This is a genomic window from Blautia sp. Marseille-P3201T (genome assembly GCF_900120295.1).
GTDB lineage: Bacteria > Bacillota > Clostridia > Lachnospirales > Lachnospiraceae > Blautia.
Genome location: NZ_LT635469.1, coordinates 254142 through 272964, shown reverse-complemented (window position 1 = coordinate 272964; position 18823 = coordinate 254142). Strand labels below are relative to the sequence as shown.

Here is an 18823-nt window from a genome sequence, read left to right as displayed (position 1 = left end):
CTTAGAAGTGGGCAGAATTTAGTTGTCCACAAAGTTAGAAAGAAGGTATTCTTTTGTATTTTTTTCAGGATTTTCCAATACAAACTCCAGACAGGCAGAAAGCAGCTCTCCGATTTTTTTCCCCGGCTCTACTCCCAGTTCAATAAAATCTTTTCCTGAAACAGCTAACATTTTTATAGAAATACACTCTTTGTTTTGCATGATTTCTTCGTAAAACTGCCTGCTTTTCTCCAGGAATTCCAACTCTTCTTTATCTGGCTTTTCCTCTGCCAGAAGTTCTGCTCTATGAACATTTAAAAGTTCAGGAAAGAGCGATGGCGTACATTGGCTTAAAACAATTCTCACTGCCTTTTTCGTACATTCCCATGAACAAGTATGCCACAAAACCAGCTCGGACACTTTATTAATCGTATCATTGTCAAAACGCAGCCTTCTTAAAATCTTTTTCGCCAAATCTCTGCCCTTTTCCGGTGTGTCCTCCATATTCGCAAAGAGAACTGCAAGCCGCTCTACTTTATCTGCATTTGTATAGGCAAAAGCTTTTAATGTTTTCTCTCCTCTGTCTGTTTCCATCATGACATCAAACTCAGGTAATACAATCTTGGTAATTCCCAATTCCCATGCAATTTTTAAATAGTGAGGATTTTTAGACACCAGAAGTTTCAAAAGCTCCGTCTGAATACGCTCTGCACTGATATTTTTCAAAGTAGGTGCAAGGACTTTTGCCGCTTCTTTTGTCTTTTCCTCAATGGAAAATCCCAACTGGGCAGAAAACCGCACTGCTCTTAAAATACGGAGGGCATCTTCTGTAAAGCGTTCCTGTGGATTTCCCACACACCGCACAATTTTATCCTGCAAGTCCTGTCTTCCTCCAAAAACATCTACAAGACCTGTTTCATCATTGTATGCCATTGCATTTATGGTAAAATCCCTGCGTTTTAAATCTTCTTCCAGATTTCCTGTAAAAATAACTTCCTTTGGATGCCGACTGTCTTCATATTCTCCGTCAATACGATAGGTAGTGACTTCAAATCCTTCTTTTTCAATAAGAACCGTTACAGTTCCATGCTGAAGTCCTGTATCTACTGTTCTTTTAAATATTTCTTTTACTTCCAGGGGCTTTGCAGAAGTGGTAATGTCCCAGTCTGCCGGAGAACGGAAAAGGAGGCTGTCACGAACACAGCCTCCTACCGCATAAGCATCGTATCCATGTTCCTGCAAAGTCCTGATAATTGTCTGTACTTTCTTTGGAACTTCGATTTTCATAATTAGTATGCACGCCCCCAATAAACCATTTTCTTAGCCGGTTTTCCGCAGACAACGCACTTATCTGAAAGATTTTCCTGTTCAAATGGCATACATCTGGATGTAGCCTGAACATCTTCTTTGATTTTGTCTTCGCACTCTTTGCAGCCACACCACATTGCTTTTACAAATCCCGGTTTTTCCTCTACAATAGACTTAAATTCTTCGTAATCTGTTGCTGTATAAGTATGAGCTTCCCTGTGCGCTCTTGCTCTTTCCAACATTTCCACCTGCATAGTATCCAGGATTTTCTGAACTTCTTCTGCCAGATTGTCAAGAGATACTGTAATTTTTTCTCTTGTATCACGTCTTACTACAACTGCCTGATTTGCTTCCATATCCTTTGGTCCACATTCAATACGAACCGGAATACCGCGCATTTCCTGCTCTGCAAACTTAAATCCAGGACTCTTATCTGTATCATCTGTTTTTACGCGAATTCCTGTTGCTTTTAACTGTGCCTGCAGTTTGTAAGCGTTATCCAGAACTCCTTCTTTTTTCTGCTGAATTGGAATAACAACAGCCTGTACCGGAGCAATTCTAGGTGGCAATACCAGACCGCTGTTATCTCCGTGAACCATAATAATGGCGCCGATTAAACGTGTTGTCATTCCCCATGACGTCTGATGAACGTACTGAAGTTTGTTTTCTTTGTCTGTATACTGAATACCAAAAGCTTTGGCAAATCCATCACCAAAATTGTGACTTGTTCCTGACTGTAATGCCTTTCCATCATGCATTAAAGCTTCGATTGTGTAAGTAGACTCTGCTCCTGCAAATTTTTCTTTGTCTGTTTTCTTTCCTTTTACAACAGGCATTGCCAGCACCTGCTCGCAGAAATCTGCATAGATATTTAACATCTGAATTGTTCTTTCCTCTGCTTCTTCCGCTGTTGCATGTGCAGTGTGACCTTCCTGCCATAAAAATTCTCTGGAACGAAGGAATGGTCTTGTTGTTTTTTCCCAGCGAACAACAGAACACCACTGATTATATACTTTTGGTAAATCTCTGTGAGAATGAATTTCTTTTGCATAGAAATCACAGAATAAAGTTTCAGAAGTAGGACGCACACAAAGTCTTTCCTGAAGCGGCTCCAGTCCACCATGTGTGACCCATGCAACTTCAGGAGCAAAACCTTCTACATGATCTTTTTCCTTCTGAAGAAGACTTTCAGGAATAAACATTGGTAAATATACATTTTCCACACCTGTTTCCTTAAATCTTCTGTCTAATTCATGCTGAATATTTTCCCATATTGCATAACCTGCCGGTTTAATTACCATACAGCCCTTTACACTTGTATAATCAATTAAATCTGCTTTTTTTACTACATCCGTATACCATTGCGCAAAATCTTCTTCCATAGAAGTAATTGCTTCTACCAGTTTTTTGTTATTTGCCATAACTGCTTTCTCCTTTAGATTTTTTATTTATTTTTATACTTGCTATTTGTTGGATAGAGGTACAATATATTTTCCATTGCATCGTTAGCATTTTATATCTCATGTCCCAAAGCTTTTATGAAACTGCTGTTTTGAAAGCATATCGGAATATTGACACATTTCAGCGAATTTGTCGAGTACGCTTTGAGACTATGGCTCAAAGTGAACGCAGACTGAGCGTGAATGTGTCATATTCCCGATATGATTTTTTCATAAATAGCTATTTACATAAAAAAAGGACATACAACCCCTATCTCCTAGGGACCGATGTCTTTTACCCGGCGGTACCACCCTTATTAGCAGTCCTATTTTATTCATTTTTATCCGGACTACTCACTTCCTTTGCTTTTTTAACGTCAAAGCCCACGTCCTGCTCATCACAGGCAACTCCAAGGCTGGTTCTGCGATTTCCCACAAAAGCTTCTCACCATACAGCTTTCTCTCTTTAGAGTTCCTTTCGCATACTATTCCTTTTCTTCGTCATTTTACTTTTACCCATTTTATTAGAATTTTTTCTTTTTGTCAAGAGCTTCTGCCGGTTTTCTCCGGCAGCTCTTAACTGCTATTATACTTCTATTTCTATTTTTCTTCCGGTTTTATTATACTGATAATAGCGCACCCCCGCTGCATCCAACATTCTTTTTGATGCTTTTACTGCAGGAGAGTCTGCGTATTTATCACATTCATAAACAATGGTCTTTATTCCTGCCTGAATAATTGCTTTCGCACATTCATTACATGGAAACAAGGAAACATACAGTTTCGCACCTTCTAAAGAACCGCCGCGGTAATTCAAAATAGCATTTAATTCACTGTGTGTCACATAGAAATATTTTGTATCAAGTTCTTCTCCTTCTCGGGCCCATGGAAATTCATCATCAGAGCATCCCATAGGAAAGCCATTGTATCCCATAGATAAAATTTTATTATCCTGACTTACAATACAGGCCCCCACCTGAGAATTCGGATCTTTAGAGCGCATCCCTGAAAGCTTTGCCACTCCCATAAAATATTCATCCCAGGAAATATATCCATCTCTCTTTCCTGTCATACCTGTCACCTCTTATTTGGTTCCAAAAATACGGTCACCTGCATCACCAAGACCAGGTACAATATAACCATGATCGTTTAAGTGTTCATCTAAAGCTCCGATGTAGATATCCACATCCGGATGTGCTTCCTGCAATGCTTTTACACCTTCCGGCGCTGCAATAATACACATAAAGTGGATATTTTTTACACCTTTCTCTTTTAACATAGTGATTGCTGCTACAGCAGAACCGCCTGTTGCAAGCATAGGGTCTGTAACAAATACTTCCCTTTCCCCGCAGTCAGCAGGCAATTTACAGTAATATTCCACTGGTTTTAATGTCTCCGGATCTCTATAAAGACCAATATGTCCTACTTTTGCCGCCGGAACCATTGTCAGCATTCCTTCAACCATGCCAAGACCTGCACGTAAAATAGGAACAACTGCCATTTTCTTACCTGCCAGCTCTTTCACTGTGGTTTTTGTAATAGGAGTTTCAATATCCACGTCAACAAGTTTTAAGTTTCTGGTAGCTTCATAAGCCATAAACATTGCGACTTCACTTACCAGCTCACGAAATTCTTTTGAACTTGTTTCCTTTCTGCGGATAATACCAATTTTATGCTGAATTAATGGATGCTCCATCACCATTGTTTTTGCCATTTTTCTGTTCTCCTTTGTTCTCTGCTTACTCTTCTATTAAATCAATACGTTTCTGATGGCGTTCTGCGTGAGAAAATTCTGTATTTAAGAATGTATCTACAATTTTCACTGCAAGTCCCGGACCTACAACTCTTCCGCCCAGTGCTAAAACATTGGCATCGTTGTGTTCTCTGGTAGCCTCTGCGCAGAAGCAATCTGTACAAAGTGCTGCACGGATACCTTTCATTTTATTTGCTGCAATGGAAATTCCAATTCCCGTACCACAAATAAGAATTCCTTTTTCACATTCTCCTGTCTGAATTGCTTTTCCTACCATTCTGGCATAAATAGGGTAGTCCACTGCCTCTGTACTATGACATCCGAAATCCTTATATGGAATATTCTTTTCTTCCAAATATTTAATAATTTCCTGTTTTAATTCGTAACCACCATGGTCACATCCCAATGCTATCATGCTGTACCTCCTTATAAATAAATAATATGGTGCCCGGCCGCTTTTAAAAGACGATTCATAATTGCCTGTCCAATCTTTGGTGTATCAAAAGCCTCTGAATAAATACAGTCTACATCTTCTTCATCAAACTCTCTCAATATCGCAAAAAGATGTCTTGCAATCCCTTCTTCATCTTCTCTGGTACCGATACTTTTTACCACATTTGCCTGATATTGTCCTTTTGTTTCATCAGTAGCTATGACTCCCACTTTCTTCCCTGACTTCTGCAATGTTTCGCTGACCTGATTAATATGTGCAATTACTTTTTCCGTATTCCCCTGCACAATGACCAATTGTGCTTTTGGAGCGTAATGGCGATACTTCATTCCAGGTGCCTTTGGCTTTATTTTTTCATCTGAAATTAAAAGCCCCTTATCCATACGGACAGTTCCTATTACTGCTTCAATCATCTGCTGATTAATATAGCCAGGACGAAGTATAACCGGAATTTCTTCTGTAAAATCTACAATTGTAGACTCTAATCCAATCCCCACATCTCCGCCATCTACGATCATATCAATTCTGCCATTTAAATCCTCTGCAACATGTTCTGCTTTTGTTGGACTGGGTCTTCCTGAAGTATTTGCACTTGGTGCAGCGATATATCCGCCTCCGGCTTTAATAAGCGCCAATGCAACAGGATGGTTTGGCATTCTCACAGCTACACTCTCCAGACCTCCTGTAGTTTCATAGGGGACTTCAGAGCTTTTTTGAAAAATCATTGTCAATGGTCCCGGCCAGAACTTTGCAGCAAGTAATTTGGCTTTTTCAGGAACCTGTCTGACAATCTTATTCAGGCTTTCCATGTCTGCAATATGTATAATTAAAGGATTGTCAGAAGGTCTTCCCTTCGCTGTATATATTTTCTCTGAGGAACGAGCATTTAATCCATCACCGCCCAGACCATATACGGTTTCGGTAGGAAACGCCACCAGTCCGCCGTTTTTCAGAATTTCTCCCGCTTCCTTTATAAGCTGCAAATCAGGATATTCTTTCTCTACTTTGACTAATTTTGTATTCACTGTGCCTTCTTCCCTTTCAATTCTAATTTACATACGTTCTTATCATACCACATTCTTCTTACCCATTTCTACTATTTTTAAAAATTTTAAAATCCCATCGCAAATAGCATCTGCACATTTTTTTTGATACTCCTTAGTCTGCAAAAGTTCTGCCTCTTTTTTATTTGTAAGAAATCCTGTTTCTACAATGTTCAGCACGCCTTCACTTCGTTTCAAAAGATAATAGGTGGCATTTGACTTTTCAGTTCTGGGTTTTTCTACTTTCAGTTGTGCATTTAATTCCTCTTGTATACATTTTGCAAGATTTGCACCTTCTAAAGAGTCCTTGTAATAAAACACCTGAGGCCCGCATACTGCTTCATCCTGATAACTATTTTGATGAATGCTCACTGTCAATAATGGTTTTTCTTCTTTTATCATAGCACATCGCTTTTGCATATCCTGTACTTTTTTATTCTTACTTTCCGCATCATATAAGCCATTGTCATCTTTTCTTATAAGAACTGCTTTATATCCCTTTTTCTCAAGTGCCTTTGCAAGTTCTTTGGAAATTTGCAAGTTAATATCTTTTTCTTTCACTCCTCCAATTCCCACTACGCCTGGGTCAATTCCCCCGTGGCCACTGTCAATCAGAATAAGGCCTTTCTCTCCTGTTATATTCTTTCCTGACAATATAGCTCCCTCTCTTGACAAGAAATAAACTGCACATAACATACAAATTGTCATTGCTCCTTTTAACCATCTCTTTTTCATATATATCACCTTTTTTGCTTTTGGTTCAATATATGCGGGAACCTCTATAAAAATGGCAGCATAATCCCTGTCCGCCGCAGTGCGCTCCTTACGGAGCGTTAATATTGTATAGGCCGCAATTTCCTATACAATACTAAAAACCGCCTTCTTCCGAAAGCGGTTTCCATACATATCTTATTTTACTCTTTAAACAGGTCTTCCAGTTCTTCTTCCATCATTGCTTCATCTTCTTCACTTAAAAGCTTTGATATCTGCATCGCAAGTTTACTGTCTTCATCCTGTTCTTCTGTATCATCTTCATCAAATTCTTCTAAGTCTGAAATATCATCCACTGCATCAAGAATGTCCAATTCCTGTGTATCACCCAGATGAATTTCTTCCTCTTTACTCTCTGTATCTAAAATTTCTTCTGATGAAATATCATCTAATTTCTGAATTTCCAAGTCTACCACATCTTCAATATCATTTAAAGAAGTAGGCATACTGTTAATAATCTGGTGTACCTCTTTATAGGAGGACATAAATCTTTTCTGCGCCTGATTAATCAGCTCTACTATACCATTCATTTCTTCCTGTACAGCCAGATATTTTTTCTTTCCTTCTAAAAGCTTATCATCAATTTCTGACTGAACTGACTCAACTCTGTGTTTGGCTTCTGCTTCTGCCTCTTCAATCATCTTTGCACATTTTTCCTCTGCTTCTTTCACCATACCATCAGATTTCAGCTGTGCCTCAAACACGAGTTTTCCAATGCTCTCATAATTATCAATGTATTTCTGATACTTTTCTTTAATATCTTCTTCCATTTTAGCCTGAGATGCATCTTTCAATTCAATACGCTTCTGTAGTTCTGCTATTTTAGCGTCCCTTTCTGCAAGCTGCTTTCTGTAGTTCACCTGCACTTCTGCCATTTCATCTTTCATTTTCTGAATTAACTCCTGGACTTCTTCCTTGTCATATCCGCCCATCAGAGTTGTTTTAAACATTTCATGTTCTCCCATAATACTCCACCTCTATCTTTTCTTACTGTAAATATTCACTGATTATAGTCCAGACATCTGCTCTCTCAAAGCCCAACTTCCACGAAGCCACACCTGCCAGTCCATACTGTTCAATCAGTTTCATCTTTTCCTCAATTGACTGTTCATCTTCCAGCCATATTTTTTGTGTTCCATTGTCCGTAAGCAATTCACCATAATTTTGGGCTGTCGCTTTTTCCCAGTACACTTCTATACCATTATTCTGTACATACTCACTTGCTTGATTCATAGTCATAACCTCACTGGAAAGAGTTCCATTATTGGATTCTGTCCAAAGTCTGGTATAAAAAGGTATACCATTAATCACTTTTTCCTTTGGTACTTCCTGTAAAGTTTTTTCAATACCCTCTTTTACAAAAGGTAATGATGCAACAGAACCTGCCTCTTCTGAACCTGTGGTATGTTCGTCATATCCCATAATTATAACATAATCTGCTACAATACCCTGTTCTTTTCTATTATAAAATCCTGTAAACTGAGGAACAGGATTATCCACAGATAAGACCAGATTATTAGCTCTACATACAACAGACAGTTCTCTTATAAATTGGATAAAATGCGGTGCTTCCTCTTCTGTGAGAGCTTCAAAGTCCACATTAATCCCATCAAGCCCTACTCTTTTGGCTTCTTCTAAAAGTTTTTGAATAATATGTTCTCTGGAACTTCTGGTTGATAAAGTTTCCAGTGTACTGACAGATGGATTAAAGTTATCAATTAAGCCCCAGACCTCCATACCTTTATCATGTGCTTCATTGACATAATCTGCACTTGCCAAAGAAGAAATTGTTCCTTCATTAGCTGTAATGGAAAACCATGTAGGAGAAATTACATTCACTCCTGTCATATTCTGAATAGTTTCTCCTAATGTGGCATTTGCCGCCTCAGAAGTAACCTGATGCCATGCCAGATTTATTTTATAATCTCTTGTAAGACTACTATAATCTTCCTTATAATTTCCAGTATAAGATACTTCTGTAGCTTGAGGTTTTTCCAGACTTTTCTTTTCTACATAACCATCAATGCCATCTGCCGTCATGACTCTGGACCAATTTTCCATTTCTTCCAGCAGCACCATTGTGTCACCTTTTTTCACTTCGGAAAGAATTGGGCTTTTTATACCGCCCTGATATCTGACTTCAGTATCTTTTGACGCAGACACCATATTCCATTCGCCCCATTGATAGGATAACACAACTCGATTTGGATTTTCGTATACTTCCCCCTGAATTGGCATATATTCTTCAGCAAAGTCAAGAGCTATATAAAGTTCTTCGCCAATCTTCTTTGCAATAACATAATCCTGCTGTTTTGTCTGACCCGCTATTGTATATGAAGTATCTTCCGGTTTTATCTCCAGAGTATCTGTTGCTGTAGTATACAGTACCTTTTCAGTTTCACTGTCCCAGTAAAATCTTCCACCCAGCTCTTTTGTTATGACACTATATGGTAAATAAATTTTTCCATCTACCATCTTTCCTTTTGTTTCACTGATCATATTTTGTAAAATCAAAGCAACTTCATCTTCATCTGTATGATAATAATCTGTCAAATCCATCTTTGCATCAGATGGTGTATACTTTTTTATGAAACCTGTTACAATACCCGCAATAGCAACGAGTATAATCAGAAGCATCGCAACCAATATTGGAACTAATTGATTTCTCCGTCGTCTTCTCCTCCTTCGTTTCGCCATTTCCTAACTCCTTTTATTTTCATTTGTTTCTACACTTGTGACGTAAACTGATGTAACCAGCTTAAATTGCACATTATGCAATTATTATACCACGTGCGCAGAAAAGGAAGCACCCTCTAAAGTATTTACTTTTCAAGCCGTGGCTTGCCGGTATAATCCGACACCCTTGTGGCGGCAAGCCAATTTTATTGGCTTGAATTGCACATCGTGCAATTATTATACCACATACGCAGGCGAGGAAGCGCTCGTCAGAGCATTTTCTCGACAAGTTGTGGCTTGCCGGTATAATCTGCCATACGGCAGTAAGCCGATGAAATCGGCTTAAATTGCACATCGTGCAATTATTATACCATATTTTTTCCCTTCGTCATCAATTTCTTCAGGATTTCATGTTTTTTTCAGATTTTATCTTTTCTTTATATATTTGTTATGGTTCTTCTTCTCTTACGAAATCAAAGGACAATCCCTTTAATCTTCCTGTATCATCTTGTATGTAATCTCGCATATAAACACCTTCTTCTGCAATTCTATATGCTTTCTCAATGCGTTTTGGTGTACTCTTTTTTCCATTTAAATATAGAGGAATTCCCATTTCACGATAGACTTCCAATTCTTGATAGAGTACATTAGCTTCTCTTTTATTCATGCTTCCTCCCACAGGATTTATTTTGTGATATATTATTATCCTGTTTTTTCTCAACACAAACACACATATTCAGATACAAAATGATAGAGAAGCCTCCTAAATTTTCTTATTTCTCATCATGTCATGGATTTTCTATTCGTACAGAATGTATCGAACAATTACAGCAGAAAGCCGTATACTGAATTTTAGAAAATATTAAAATTTAAAACGATGTAGAAGCTTTTCCTCCTTTCTCTTTTTCTAACAAGGAACGCTTCTCTATCTGAATTTGATTATAGCATTCCTTTTGTCGGAATTCAAGTAGGCAAAAACACCAAAAATTAAGGAAGCCTGCTTTTTTCGCAAAGCTTCCTCAGGTAATTATAGCACTTTAAGTTAAATATATCATGTCCCCTATTTCTTCTAAGTATCCACATAGCTGCTCGTGTAATTTTTTCATTATTTTATCCTGTTCAAAATTAACCGCCATAACAGGATGCATTTCATATGGATCATTTTCTCTATCATACAACCAATATCTCACTTGGCAATCCGGCATATATCCTTTTTCAATAACATACTTGTATTCTGGTGTTTTTATGCACCTCCACCCACTTTTCTGAAGCTCTTTTCCTGCCTTTTTATATGCCTCTAAAAAGATATCTCTGCTAATATAGGCAGAAGAAAAGGCTCTGTTCTGATCTGGTTTTACTCCATTTTTTATATATTTTGATAAATCTCTTCCTTGCACTGTATCTGGCGTAGAAAGTCCCATAATTCCAAATAACGTAGGAAAAATATCAACTGTCTGAATAAAAATATTATTTTTTCCTTTCGGGACTTTGGAGGGATACCTTAAAATAAAAGGAACACCGATAGATTCCTCAAACCATGTATGCTTTCCTACATATCCGTGACTTCCTAAATGTTCTCCATGATCTGCTGTCAACAAAATAATCGTATTATCAAGTAAATCTTTCTTTTGCAGATAATCCAATAATCTTCCAAACTGTTCATCAAGCCCTGAAACAGCTCCAAAATACTGACATGCAGCTTCCCTAAGTTTCTTTTCGTTCTCTATTCCCAATTCCCCTGTTTGATTATCAAATCGTGTTCCTTGCACATTCTGGCGAAACCTTATTTCTCCTTCTTTATAAAGACTGCTATATTCTTTCGGTACTTTGGAAAAAGGAGGATGCGGAGGATTCCATGATAGAAATAAGGCAAACGGACCATTTGACGATTTTTCTATAAAATCTATAGCTTTTCCTGTCTCATGAATGGGGGACCATTCTGAAGCATATATTTTTTCTACTGTATTATGCCAATAGTGTTGATGTAAATGATCATTTGAAGCATTATATGCATACCAGTAATCAAAACCATGGCGTTTCTTCCCCGGAGGCGTATAAGCATCCCAATCTTCTGCTCCCGAAAGCGGATTTACACAGAAGTTCCTTTCTGGCATATCTAAATGCCATTTTCCAATATATCCGGTTCGATACCCCTCCTTTTTTAATATGTCACTTATGCAAATCTCATCTTCTGACAATGCAAAAGTATATCCTGTCATACAATTTCCAAAAATACCTGTAGAAGCTGTATGTCTACCTGTTAAAAGTTCTCCTCTATAAGGCGAGCAGAGAGGACAACCAGTCACAGCTTCTTCTGTGTAAAAAGAGGTTTCTGTAAATTTATCTATATTTGGAGTCAAAACTTGTTCATCTCGAAATCCTACTGCTGTTCCTCTCCACTGGTCTGCAAAAACAACAAGTAAATTCGGCTTTTGCATACTTAATCTCTCCTTGTCTTCAATATCAATAATTCTAACGGCTTCATTTTAAATTCTTTTACCCATTTCTCCCCCTTTAAATTCACCAGCTTATATTCTGTTAATATTTTTGTATTTTCTATATCTAATCCCGTATTTAACAATGCCAACATTCCTTCTCTCTGTCCCTCATAATAAAATAATGCAATATTCGTACTATCTTCAAGAAGTACCGGGTATTTTTCTTTATAGAGCCAACGTACGATTTCTTTCATCTGCCAACTTCTACTTCTATATGAAAATTGCCATGCCCCTATATAACTTGGAATAATACATACTCGACCTCCCAATTGGTTTTCATATAGCGCAATTCCATCACCTAAATATTGCTTTTCTTTATCAACATATTCCGAAAGAATTTCGCATCTAGGATTATACTGAAACAATGGTATACATTCACTTTCATACTCTAATCGCACCCAGTCAGTAGGCAATAAATTATCTGAAAATTCACCATGATACTTTTTCCCTATCAATCTTTCTGCCGATGGACACCTGATCTGTTCCCCTGTATTTGTACATCCTATATACTCACCAAACCCCTGCTCACATAAATATAAAGCAGATTCTCCATCTAAGATTAAACCTTTTTTCAAAAGTTGCAGAAGTTTTTCCCTACCGCAGCACTTTGCATTTACCCCAGATAAAAAATTCACCTGACTCTCCTGAAAGCATGTGGGAATTCCCAGCATAGGAAATAGCGTATCGAATTGTCTTTTTATCATTAAATCATCCAAAGTCCCTTTTTTCCTTGGAAGTTTTTCTACCTGTCCCGGATACCATAGTAATCCAACTCCCTGTTGCCTTTTCCCCTTTCGCAAATCCTGAATTTCTGTTACTTCCTGCTTATTGTCTCTAATGAGCTCAACCATTTCCATTTCCTGACGATATGGAGTTCCCATAAAATCAAATATATTCATAGATATTTTATCTGCACCGGCCAAAGCATGCAACAGCATTTGCAATGCCGTTATTTTAAGACTCTTTGTATATCTTGTATGTGGCCAATTTTCAACTTCGCTGACAATTTCCACATTCTCTGACAATTGTGATATGCTAAGTGCCATTCCCTGATGAATATCAATCAATTCCTCATGAAGACAATCTTTATACGCACCACCTAATGGTCTTGATAATGGTTGATTATGACCTGCAAATATATGAAGCAGTTCATCCATATCTCGTCCTTGCAAAGCATGAGCCTTTTCTCCGCTATTCATAAGTCCCACCCTTATTTTTGCATCAATATTATGAACGGCTTGCTCAATACGTGCAGCTGCTTTTCTCTGTCCCTTATAGTTAATCTGCATCCAGACTTTCCTTACCTTTTTTCCGTAATCATCGTCTTTAACTATAAGTTCTCGAATTTCCGCTCCTGTCAATTCCTGACCTAATTCAACAGAAACAGCCTTTGCATGCACAGGACAAAAACATCCATACTTGCAAGAATGGTTTAAACTTCTAAAGTCATCATCAATCCATAATGCCTTTGGGTGTGTTTCTGCATACAAAGCTACAACTTCACAAGCATACTTCTGCCATTTTTCATCTAAAATACAATATACTGAATTTGAGGTACGCAAATCTTCTCCCACAAATTTTTCGAATGGCAGAGTATCTTTATCCTCTAATTTACAGTCAATATGACCTACTATTGTGGCAATATTTATACTAAATAAAATCCCTTCATTTTCCAGTCTCTTTGCCATTTTTTTATAGACAGCTGCCATTCTTTTATGCTTTTCCAGTGGATAAGGTGACATAAGGATTTGATGACATTGTTCTTTTAAATATACTTCTTCTATATTGGCAGTATGGCATATCCACACAATATCCTCTAACTGTCTTTCCCATTGTTCTTCGTGTATTACAACACGCAATGCGTATGACATATTTCTCCTCCCCTCGTATTAATTTTTCATACCACTGGTTGCAATTCCTTCAATGAAATACTTTTGACAAAAAAGAAATACAATTAAAATCGGAACTAAAACCAATGTAGCAGCCGCCATTTGCAATCCATAGTCTACAGCATTATTTACCTGAAACATCTTAATTCCTACAGAAAGCATTTGTTTCTCCGGACTTGTAATAAAAATATATGGTCCCATATAATCATTCCATGCCCAAATAAATGTAAACAATATCATTGTTACAATTGCCGGCTTTGCCAAAGGCAAAATAATTCTAGAATAAATTTTAAAATGACTGCAACCATCTATAATAGCAGCCTCACTTAAAGTTTCCGGTATTGCAAGGAAAAATTGTCTTACCATAAATACAAAGAACACATCAAAAATAGAAGGTAAGATAATACTCCACATAGAGTCAACAATGCCAAAGGCCTTAAAAATCACATACTTAGGCACTATTACTGCATCTGGAGGAATCATCATAGATGACAGCAACACCAAAAATAAAACATCTCTTCCTTTAAATCGTAGTCTTGCAAATGCATACGCTGTTAAAGTCACAATTCCTATTTTTAATACTATAATCATAAAAACCATAACTAACGTATTTCCGTACCATTGAATAAAATTATATTTCTCCGAAAAAACTTCTGTATAATTAGTAAAAATAAAATGTTCCGGTATTAATTTGATTGGATATACAAAAATTTCATTCAGTGGTTTAAAGGAAGAAGACAGCATAAATATAAACGGAAAAATACAGGCAATGCCAAAAAGAAACAACACTGCTGTCAAAAATATTTTTCCAAACTTTTTTTTCTTTGTTTTCATATCGTGTCCACTCCTCTCCTAATAAATTTCACTTCTGTTCTTTCCAATCCACTGAACCGCCGTTATTACCATTACCAGCACAAACATTACCATTGCCTGAGCACTTGCATATCCCATTCTTGCAGAAGAAAAAGCTGTATCTACAATTTTAAGAGGCAGAACAGTTGTTGCATTTCCCGGTCCTCCTTCGGTCAACACCTGTATAATAGTAAAGTTCTTCAAGGATGTAATAATTGAAGTAATAATTAATAAGAAAGTCGTATTTTTTAATAATGGAAACGTCACAAAGCGAAATAACTGAAAACGATTTGCTCCATCTATCTGTGCTGCTTCTTTTAATTCTTTTGGAACATCCTGCAAAGCAGCAAGATATGTTACAAATTGAAGTCCAACTTCTCTCCAAACAGCTATCATAACTACTGTTATAAGTGCTGTTTTTGATCCCATAAGCCACATTGGCGCATTAGAAACTCCTAATGCGCGCAATGTCTGATTTATAATCCCATCTACAGGATCAAGGAGGAGCGACCATACAATAGCAATTGCTACCATATTTGATACATAGGGCATAAAAATCATTGCTCTGATACCATTTCTAAAATATATTTTCTGATTTACAAGTACCGCAAGAAGCAATCCAACTACCATAACCAGTGGTACAAAACATACTGAATAAATAATACTGTTTTTAAATGCATTTCGAAACTCTGCATCATAAATCATTTCAAAGTAATTGCCTAATCCTATAAAACTTGTCTGGTCTGCTGTACTAATATATTTCATATCTGTCAAACTCAGAATTATAGATAAAAAAATTGGCAAAAAATGAAATAATATAAACCCTATCAAATACGGAGTAATAAAGAGCCATGCTACACGAGCTTCTTTTCGTCTCAAGGAAGATGTCATGTATGTTCCTCTCCTTTCCGTATTTACTTCTTAGCCGCAGCTATTGCAGCATCTGCTTTTTCTTTAATATGACTGACAGTGTCGTCCAAAGACTGCTCTCCTATACCATATAAGCCGCATTCGTCCACAATAATATTTTTAATATCTGTGCTAGCGTCCCCAACCGGCTTCTCATCGAAAATCTTCACATCAGGATCAAACCACATTTCCTGAATATCTTCTACCGTAATACCATCTGCTTCTAATGTAGGTAAAATTTGTTCTTTAATATAGTTCTGTATTTCTTCATCTGTCAAGTCAACTCTTGCCGGAATTCGTCCATAGCCCAATGTATATTGATTTTCCGCAAATAATTTTGCTACTTCAAATGCTTTTTCTTTATTTTTCGATGTAGTAGGAATCCATACATTACTAACAACTACACTGACTGATTTCTCTTCCCCTTCAGGATGTGGCATAGGCAAAACACCTGCTTTCCAGTCACGAGGATATTTTTCTTTATCAATAAGCCAGTTTGTTGTCCAACCTCCGCATACACTCATTCCTACTTTTCCTGTAGTAAAATAGTCTACCGGCATTTGTTTGCTTTTTTGCACCAAATAAGATGGCTGAATTTTTTCTACATTTCCAAGACCATAGTACCATTCAACACTTTCTTTAAACAAAGGATCATCATAGTTGGAAGTTCCATCTTCCTTATAATGTTCAAATCCTTTTTGCATTGCGTACATATAATTATAATGTACCCAATCAGGATTATACGCACCATAAATTCCATTTGCTTCATCTGTTAGCTGCTTGCCAATCTCTATAAATTTTTCCCATGTCCAGTCTTCAGCTGTAGGATATGGTATATTCGCTTTGTCGAATAAGTCTTTATTATAAATTGTTAATGCCTTATCTACATATGCCGGTAACCCATATACCTTATCATCAAATTTCGCCGGATACTCTCCGAAAATCTTTTCAATGTCATATCCCACATTCTCAGCTAAAGCTCCCATATCTTCAATAACACCCGCTTCATGGAATTGTTTCATATTTGAGTAAGCATCTTCTACAATATCAAACTCATCTCCCGCCATTAAACTAATAAGAAGTTTGTTTGCTTCACCTGCTTCCGGATCTGGAAGTGCTACAATTTCGATTTCTACTCCACATTCCTTTTCTGCCAGCTCTGCCATTTCTTCAAATTCCGCTCGTCCTGCTTCACTTGCTTTTACCGCCCATTTTAAGTGAACTGTTTCCTCTCCCTTACTGGTTTCTTCTTTTACCGGTTTTTCTTTTGTTTTTGACTCTGCATCTCCACACCCTGTTAATAAAGAAGATGCTACCGCAACTGTTAAAATACTGCTAATTACTTTTTTCACGCTTATCTCTCCTTCCGTTTGTTTATATTTAAAGTATAGCAGTTCTTTTTTTTAGAAAACACGATAAAAAATTACGATTTCTGGGACTTTTCTACGATTTATCCATCGGAATTTTCACAATTACTTCTGTTCCTTCCCCTTCTATACTTTTAATCTCCAATCCAAATTGCATTCCATAATAAAGTTGTATTCTTTGATGCACATTTTTCAACCCTATTCCTCGTCCTTTATTTTGTCTAGCTTTTGCATTCTGCTCATCATATTCTATATAATTCTGTTCAGAAAAACTTTCTCGAATATGTGCAAGCTCTTCCTTTGAAATTCCTACTCCATTATCTTCTACCTCATAAATCAGCATTTTATGACTTTCATATACTCCGATATGAATAATGCACTCTTCTTTCTCTTCCGGAAAGCCATGTAAAATTACATTTTCTATAATCGGTTGTAAAATTAACTTTAAGGTCTTACACTCCAGCAAATCCTCATCATCTAAATCGATTTTTAAAGAAAAGCGGTTATTATATCGTATATTTTGCAAGTGTACATACAATTTCACATGTTCCAGTTCCCTTTCTACACTAAGCATACTGTGTCCTTTATTTACCATAATATTAAACAGTTTTCCCAGAGAATAAGCCATATCACTAATTTTAGGTGCTCCTGCCGCTCTTGCCTGCCACACAATAGACTCTAAAGTATTATATAAAAAATGCGGATTAATCTGTGCAACTAACACATCCAATTCTGCTGCCCTTTTCATTTTTTTAATTTGATATTCTTTGTGAATATAATCTTCTGTATTTTTTAACATATTATTGTAATAATGCAAAAGCTGAACAATATCAGATGGACCTTTTTCCTCTACACGCACAGAAAAGTCTCCATTTTCTACATACTCCATAGACTTAATCATTTTTTCCACTGGTTTTACGACTTCTTTAGATAAAATGGCCGAAATAAGTATAGATATAAAAAGAATTCCCACAATTACCAATATGAAATATTTGTATGTATGAAACAACTCTGTCAGCATATCATTTAATGGAATAACAGCTACCATATACCAGTTTCCATCATTTACTTTTTTTGACATAATAACCTGATTTTTATCAATAAAATAATCTTCTGTTTCATTTAAAATCTCTTTTATATATCTGGGTGATTTATCTTCGCTTAAAAACTGCTCGTCACTATGAGAAACTAAATTTCCCTGATTGTCAATAATATACATATATCCATTTTTTAAAAGTCCACAATCCTTATATTGTGTATATATATCCTGTTCTTTCAGCATAAAAATCAATGCTCCCTGATTACCACCTCCATCAAATAAAAGATTTTTTTTAACCGGTATTGCCAAGTCTTTCCTGATATCTTTTGTTTTAGGAGCAAAACAGTTTTCTCTCAAAGAATACCACGAATATTCATACATAGTCTTTGGTTCCGTCTGTTGCAATTCCTGTACATATTCTGCAGCTGTCTTATCATAATTCATAGGATATTGAAGATTATAAACAACTCCATAACGATTTACCATTCCACTTAAAGATGAACTAATTCCAAGATATGAATTTCTCTGCAAAAGATAACGATTTATCATATATACATCAACAAGTTTTTCCCTGTCATCTTCATAATCTACTATTTTCGCATTCAATACTTCTTTTAACTGTAAATCATTTTGTATCATTTCTGTACTGATTTTAATTTCAGAATTAATAAAATCATCTATATTTCTACCTGCATAATCTAACATATCATACGAACTATTTAGTAAATTTTTCATTGTCACATTAACACTATACCTTAAAAGCATAACTGAACTAAACAATATTCCCACAACTAATAAAACAACATTAACCGTGATTAAATTTTTTCTTAATGTCCATCTTCTAACCAT

General features: G+C 36.6%; 16 protein-coding genes and 1 other annotated feature. All 16 genes read right to left on the bottom strand.

The features are described from left to right. Nucleotides 1-18: 18 nt before the first annotated feature. The gene (locus tag BQ7352_RS06255; RefSeq protein ID WP_072447929.1) at nucleotides 19-1266 is read right to left on the bottom strand and encodes a CCA tRNA nucleotidyltransferase; all 1248 of its coding nucleotides are present in this window, start codon (nucleotides 1264-1266) and stop codon (nucleotides 19-21) included. Nucleotides 1267-1268: 2 nt separating this feature from the next. Continuing rightward, a complete protein-coding gene (gene proS / locus BQ7352_RS06250) occupies nucleotides 1269-2708 on the bottom strand; it encodes a proline--tRNA ligase (protein ID WP_072447926.1) in 1440 nt (479 codons plus the stop codon). Nucleotides 2709-3003: 295 nt separating this feature from the next. Continuing rightward, nucleotides 3004-3234: a binding site (T-box leader), on the bottom strand. A gap of 78 nt (nucleotides 3235-3312) precedes the next feature. Further along, complete coding sequence (locus tag BQ7352_RS06245; RefSeq protein WP_072447924.1) at nucleotides 3313-3798, bottom strand: deoxycytidylate deaminase; 486 nt, start codon at nucleotides 3796-3798, stop codon at nucleotides 3313-3315. Nucleotides 3799-3810: 12 nt separating this feature from the next. Then, nucleotides 3811-4440 carry a uracil phosphoribosyltransferase gene (gene upp, locus BQ7352_RS06240; protein ID WP_072447921.1) on the bottom strand — a complete coding sequence of 210 codons (630 nt, stop codon included), beginning with the start codon at nucleotides 4438-4440 and terminating at the stop codon, nucleotides 3811-3813. Between the two features lie 25 nt (nucleotides 4441-4465). Continuing rightward, on the bottom strand, nucleotides 4466-4894 hold the full coding sequence (gene rpiB / locus BQ7352_RS06235; RefSeq protein ID WP_072447919.1) for a ribose 5-phosphate isomerase B: 429 nt from the start codon (nucleotides 4892-4894) through the stop codon (nucleotides 4466-4468). Between the two features lie 11 nt (nucleotides 4895-4905). Continuing rightward, on the bottom strand, nucleotides 4906-5955 hold the full coding sequence (locus tag BQ7352_RS06230; protein WP_072447917.1) for an L-threonylcarbamoyladenylate synthase: 1050 nt from the start codon (nucleotides 5953-5955) through the stop codon (nucleotides 4906-4908). Between the two features lie 42 nt (nucleotides 5956-5997). Beyond that, on the bottom strand, nucleotides 5998-6708 hold the full coding sequence (locus tag BQ7352_RS06225) for an N-acetylmuramoyl-L-alanine amidase family protein (protein ID WP_072447915.1): 711 nt from the start codon (nucleotides 6706-6708) through the stop codon (nucleotides 5998-6000). 179 nt (nucleotides 6709-6887) lie between these two features. Then, nucleotides 6888-7709, bottom strand: coding sequence for a hypothetical protein (locus BQ7352_RS06220; RefSeq protein ID WP_072447913.1), 822 nt, complete (start codon nucleotides 7707-7709; stop codon nucleotides 6888-6890). Nucleotides 7710-7731: 22 nt separating this feature from the next. Then, complete coding sequence (locus BQ7352_RS06215) at nucleotides 7732-9441, bottom strand: glycosyl hydrolase family 18 protein (RefSeq protein WP_072447911.1); 1710 nt, start codon at nucleotides 9439-9441, stop codon at nucleotides 7732-7734. A 427-nt stretch (nucleotides 9442-9868) separates the two neighbouring features. Continuing rightward, on the bottom strand, nucleotides 9869-10087 hold the full coding sequence (locus BQ7352_RS06210; RefSeq protein ID WP_072447909.1) for a hypothetical protein: 219 nt from the start codon (nucleotides 10085-10087) through the stop codon (nucleotides 9869-9871). Nucleotides 10088-10457: 370 nt separating this feature from the next. Further along, nucleotides 10458-11858, bottom strand: a complete 1401-nt coding sequence (locus BQ7352_RS06205) for a sulfatase family protein (RefSeq protein ID WP_072447907.1) — start codon at nucleotides 11856-11858, stop codon at nucleotides 10458-10460. A gap of 2 nt (nucleotides 11859-11860) precedes the next feature. After that, complete coding sequence (locus BQ7352_RS06200) at nucleotides 11861-13789, bottom strand: hypothetical protein (RefSeq protein WP_072447905.1); 1929 nt, start codon at nucleotides 13787-13789, stop codon at nucleotides 11861-11863. An 18-nt stretch (nucleotides 13790-13807) separates the two neighbouring features. Beyond that, entirely contained in the window at nucleotides 13808-14641 is an 834-nt protein-coding gene (locus tag BQ7352_RS06195) for a carbohydrate ABC transporter permease (RefSeq protein WP_072447903.1), read from the bottom strand. Nucleotides 14642-14659: 18 nt separating this feature from the next. Further along, a complete protein-coding gene (locus BQ7352_RS06190; RefSeq protein WP_242948541.1) occupies nucleotides 14660-15424 on the bottom strand; it encodes a carbohydrate ABC transporter permease in 765 nt (254 codons plus the stop codon). A gap of 149 nt (nucleotides 15425-15573) precedes the next feature. Next, on the bottom strand, nucleotides 15574-16920 hold the full coding sequence (locus BQ7352_RS06185) for an ABC transporter substrate-binding protein (protein WP_083429864.1): 1347 nt from the start codon (nucleotides 16918-16920) through the stop codon (nucleotides 15574-15576). Between the two features lie 91 nt (nucleotides 16921-17011). Beyond that, nucleotides 17012-18823 carry a cache domain-containing sensor histidine kinase gene (locus tag BQ7352_RS06180; RefSeq protein ID WP_072447898.1) on the bottom strand — a complete coding sequence of 604 codons (1812 nt, stop codon included), beginning with the start codon at nucleotides 18821-18823 and terminating at the stop codon, nucleotides 17012-17014.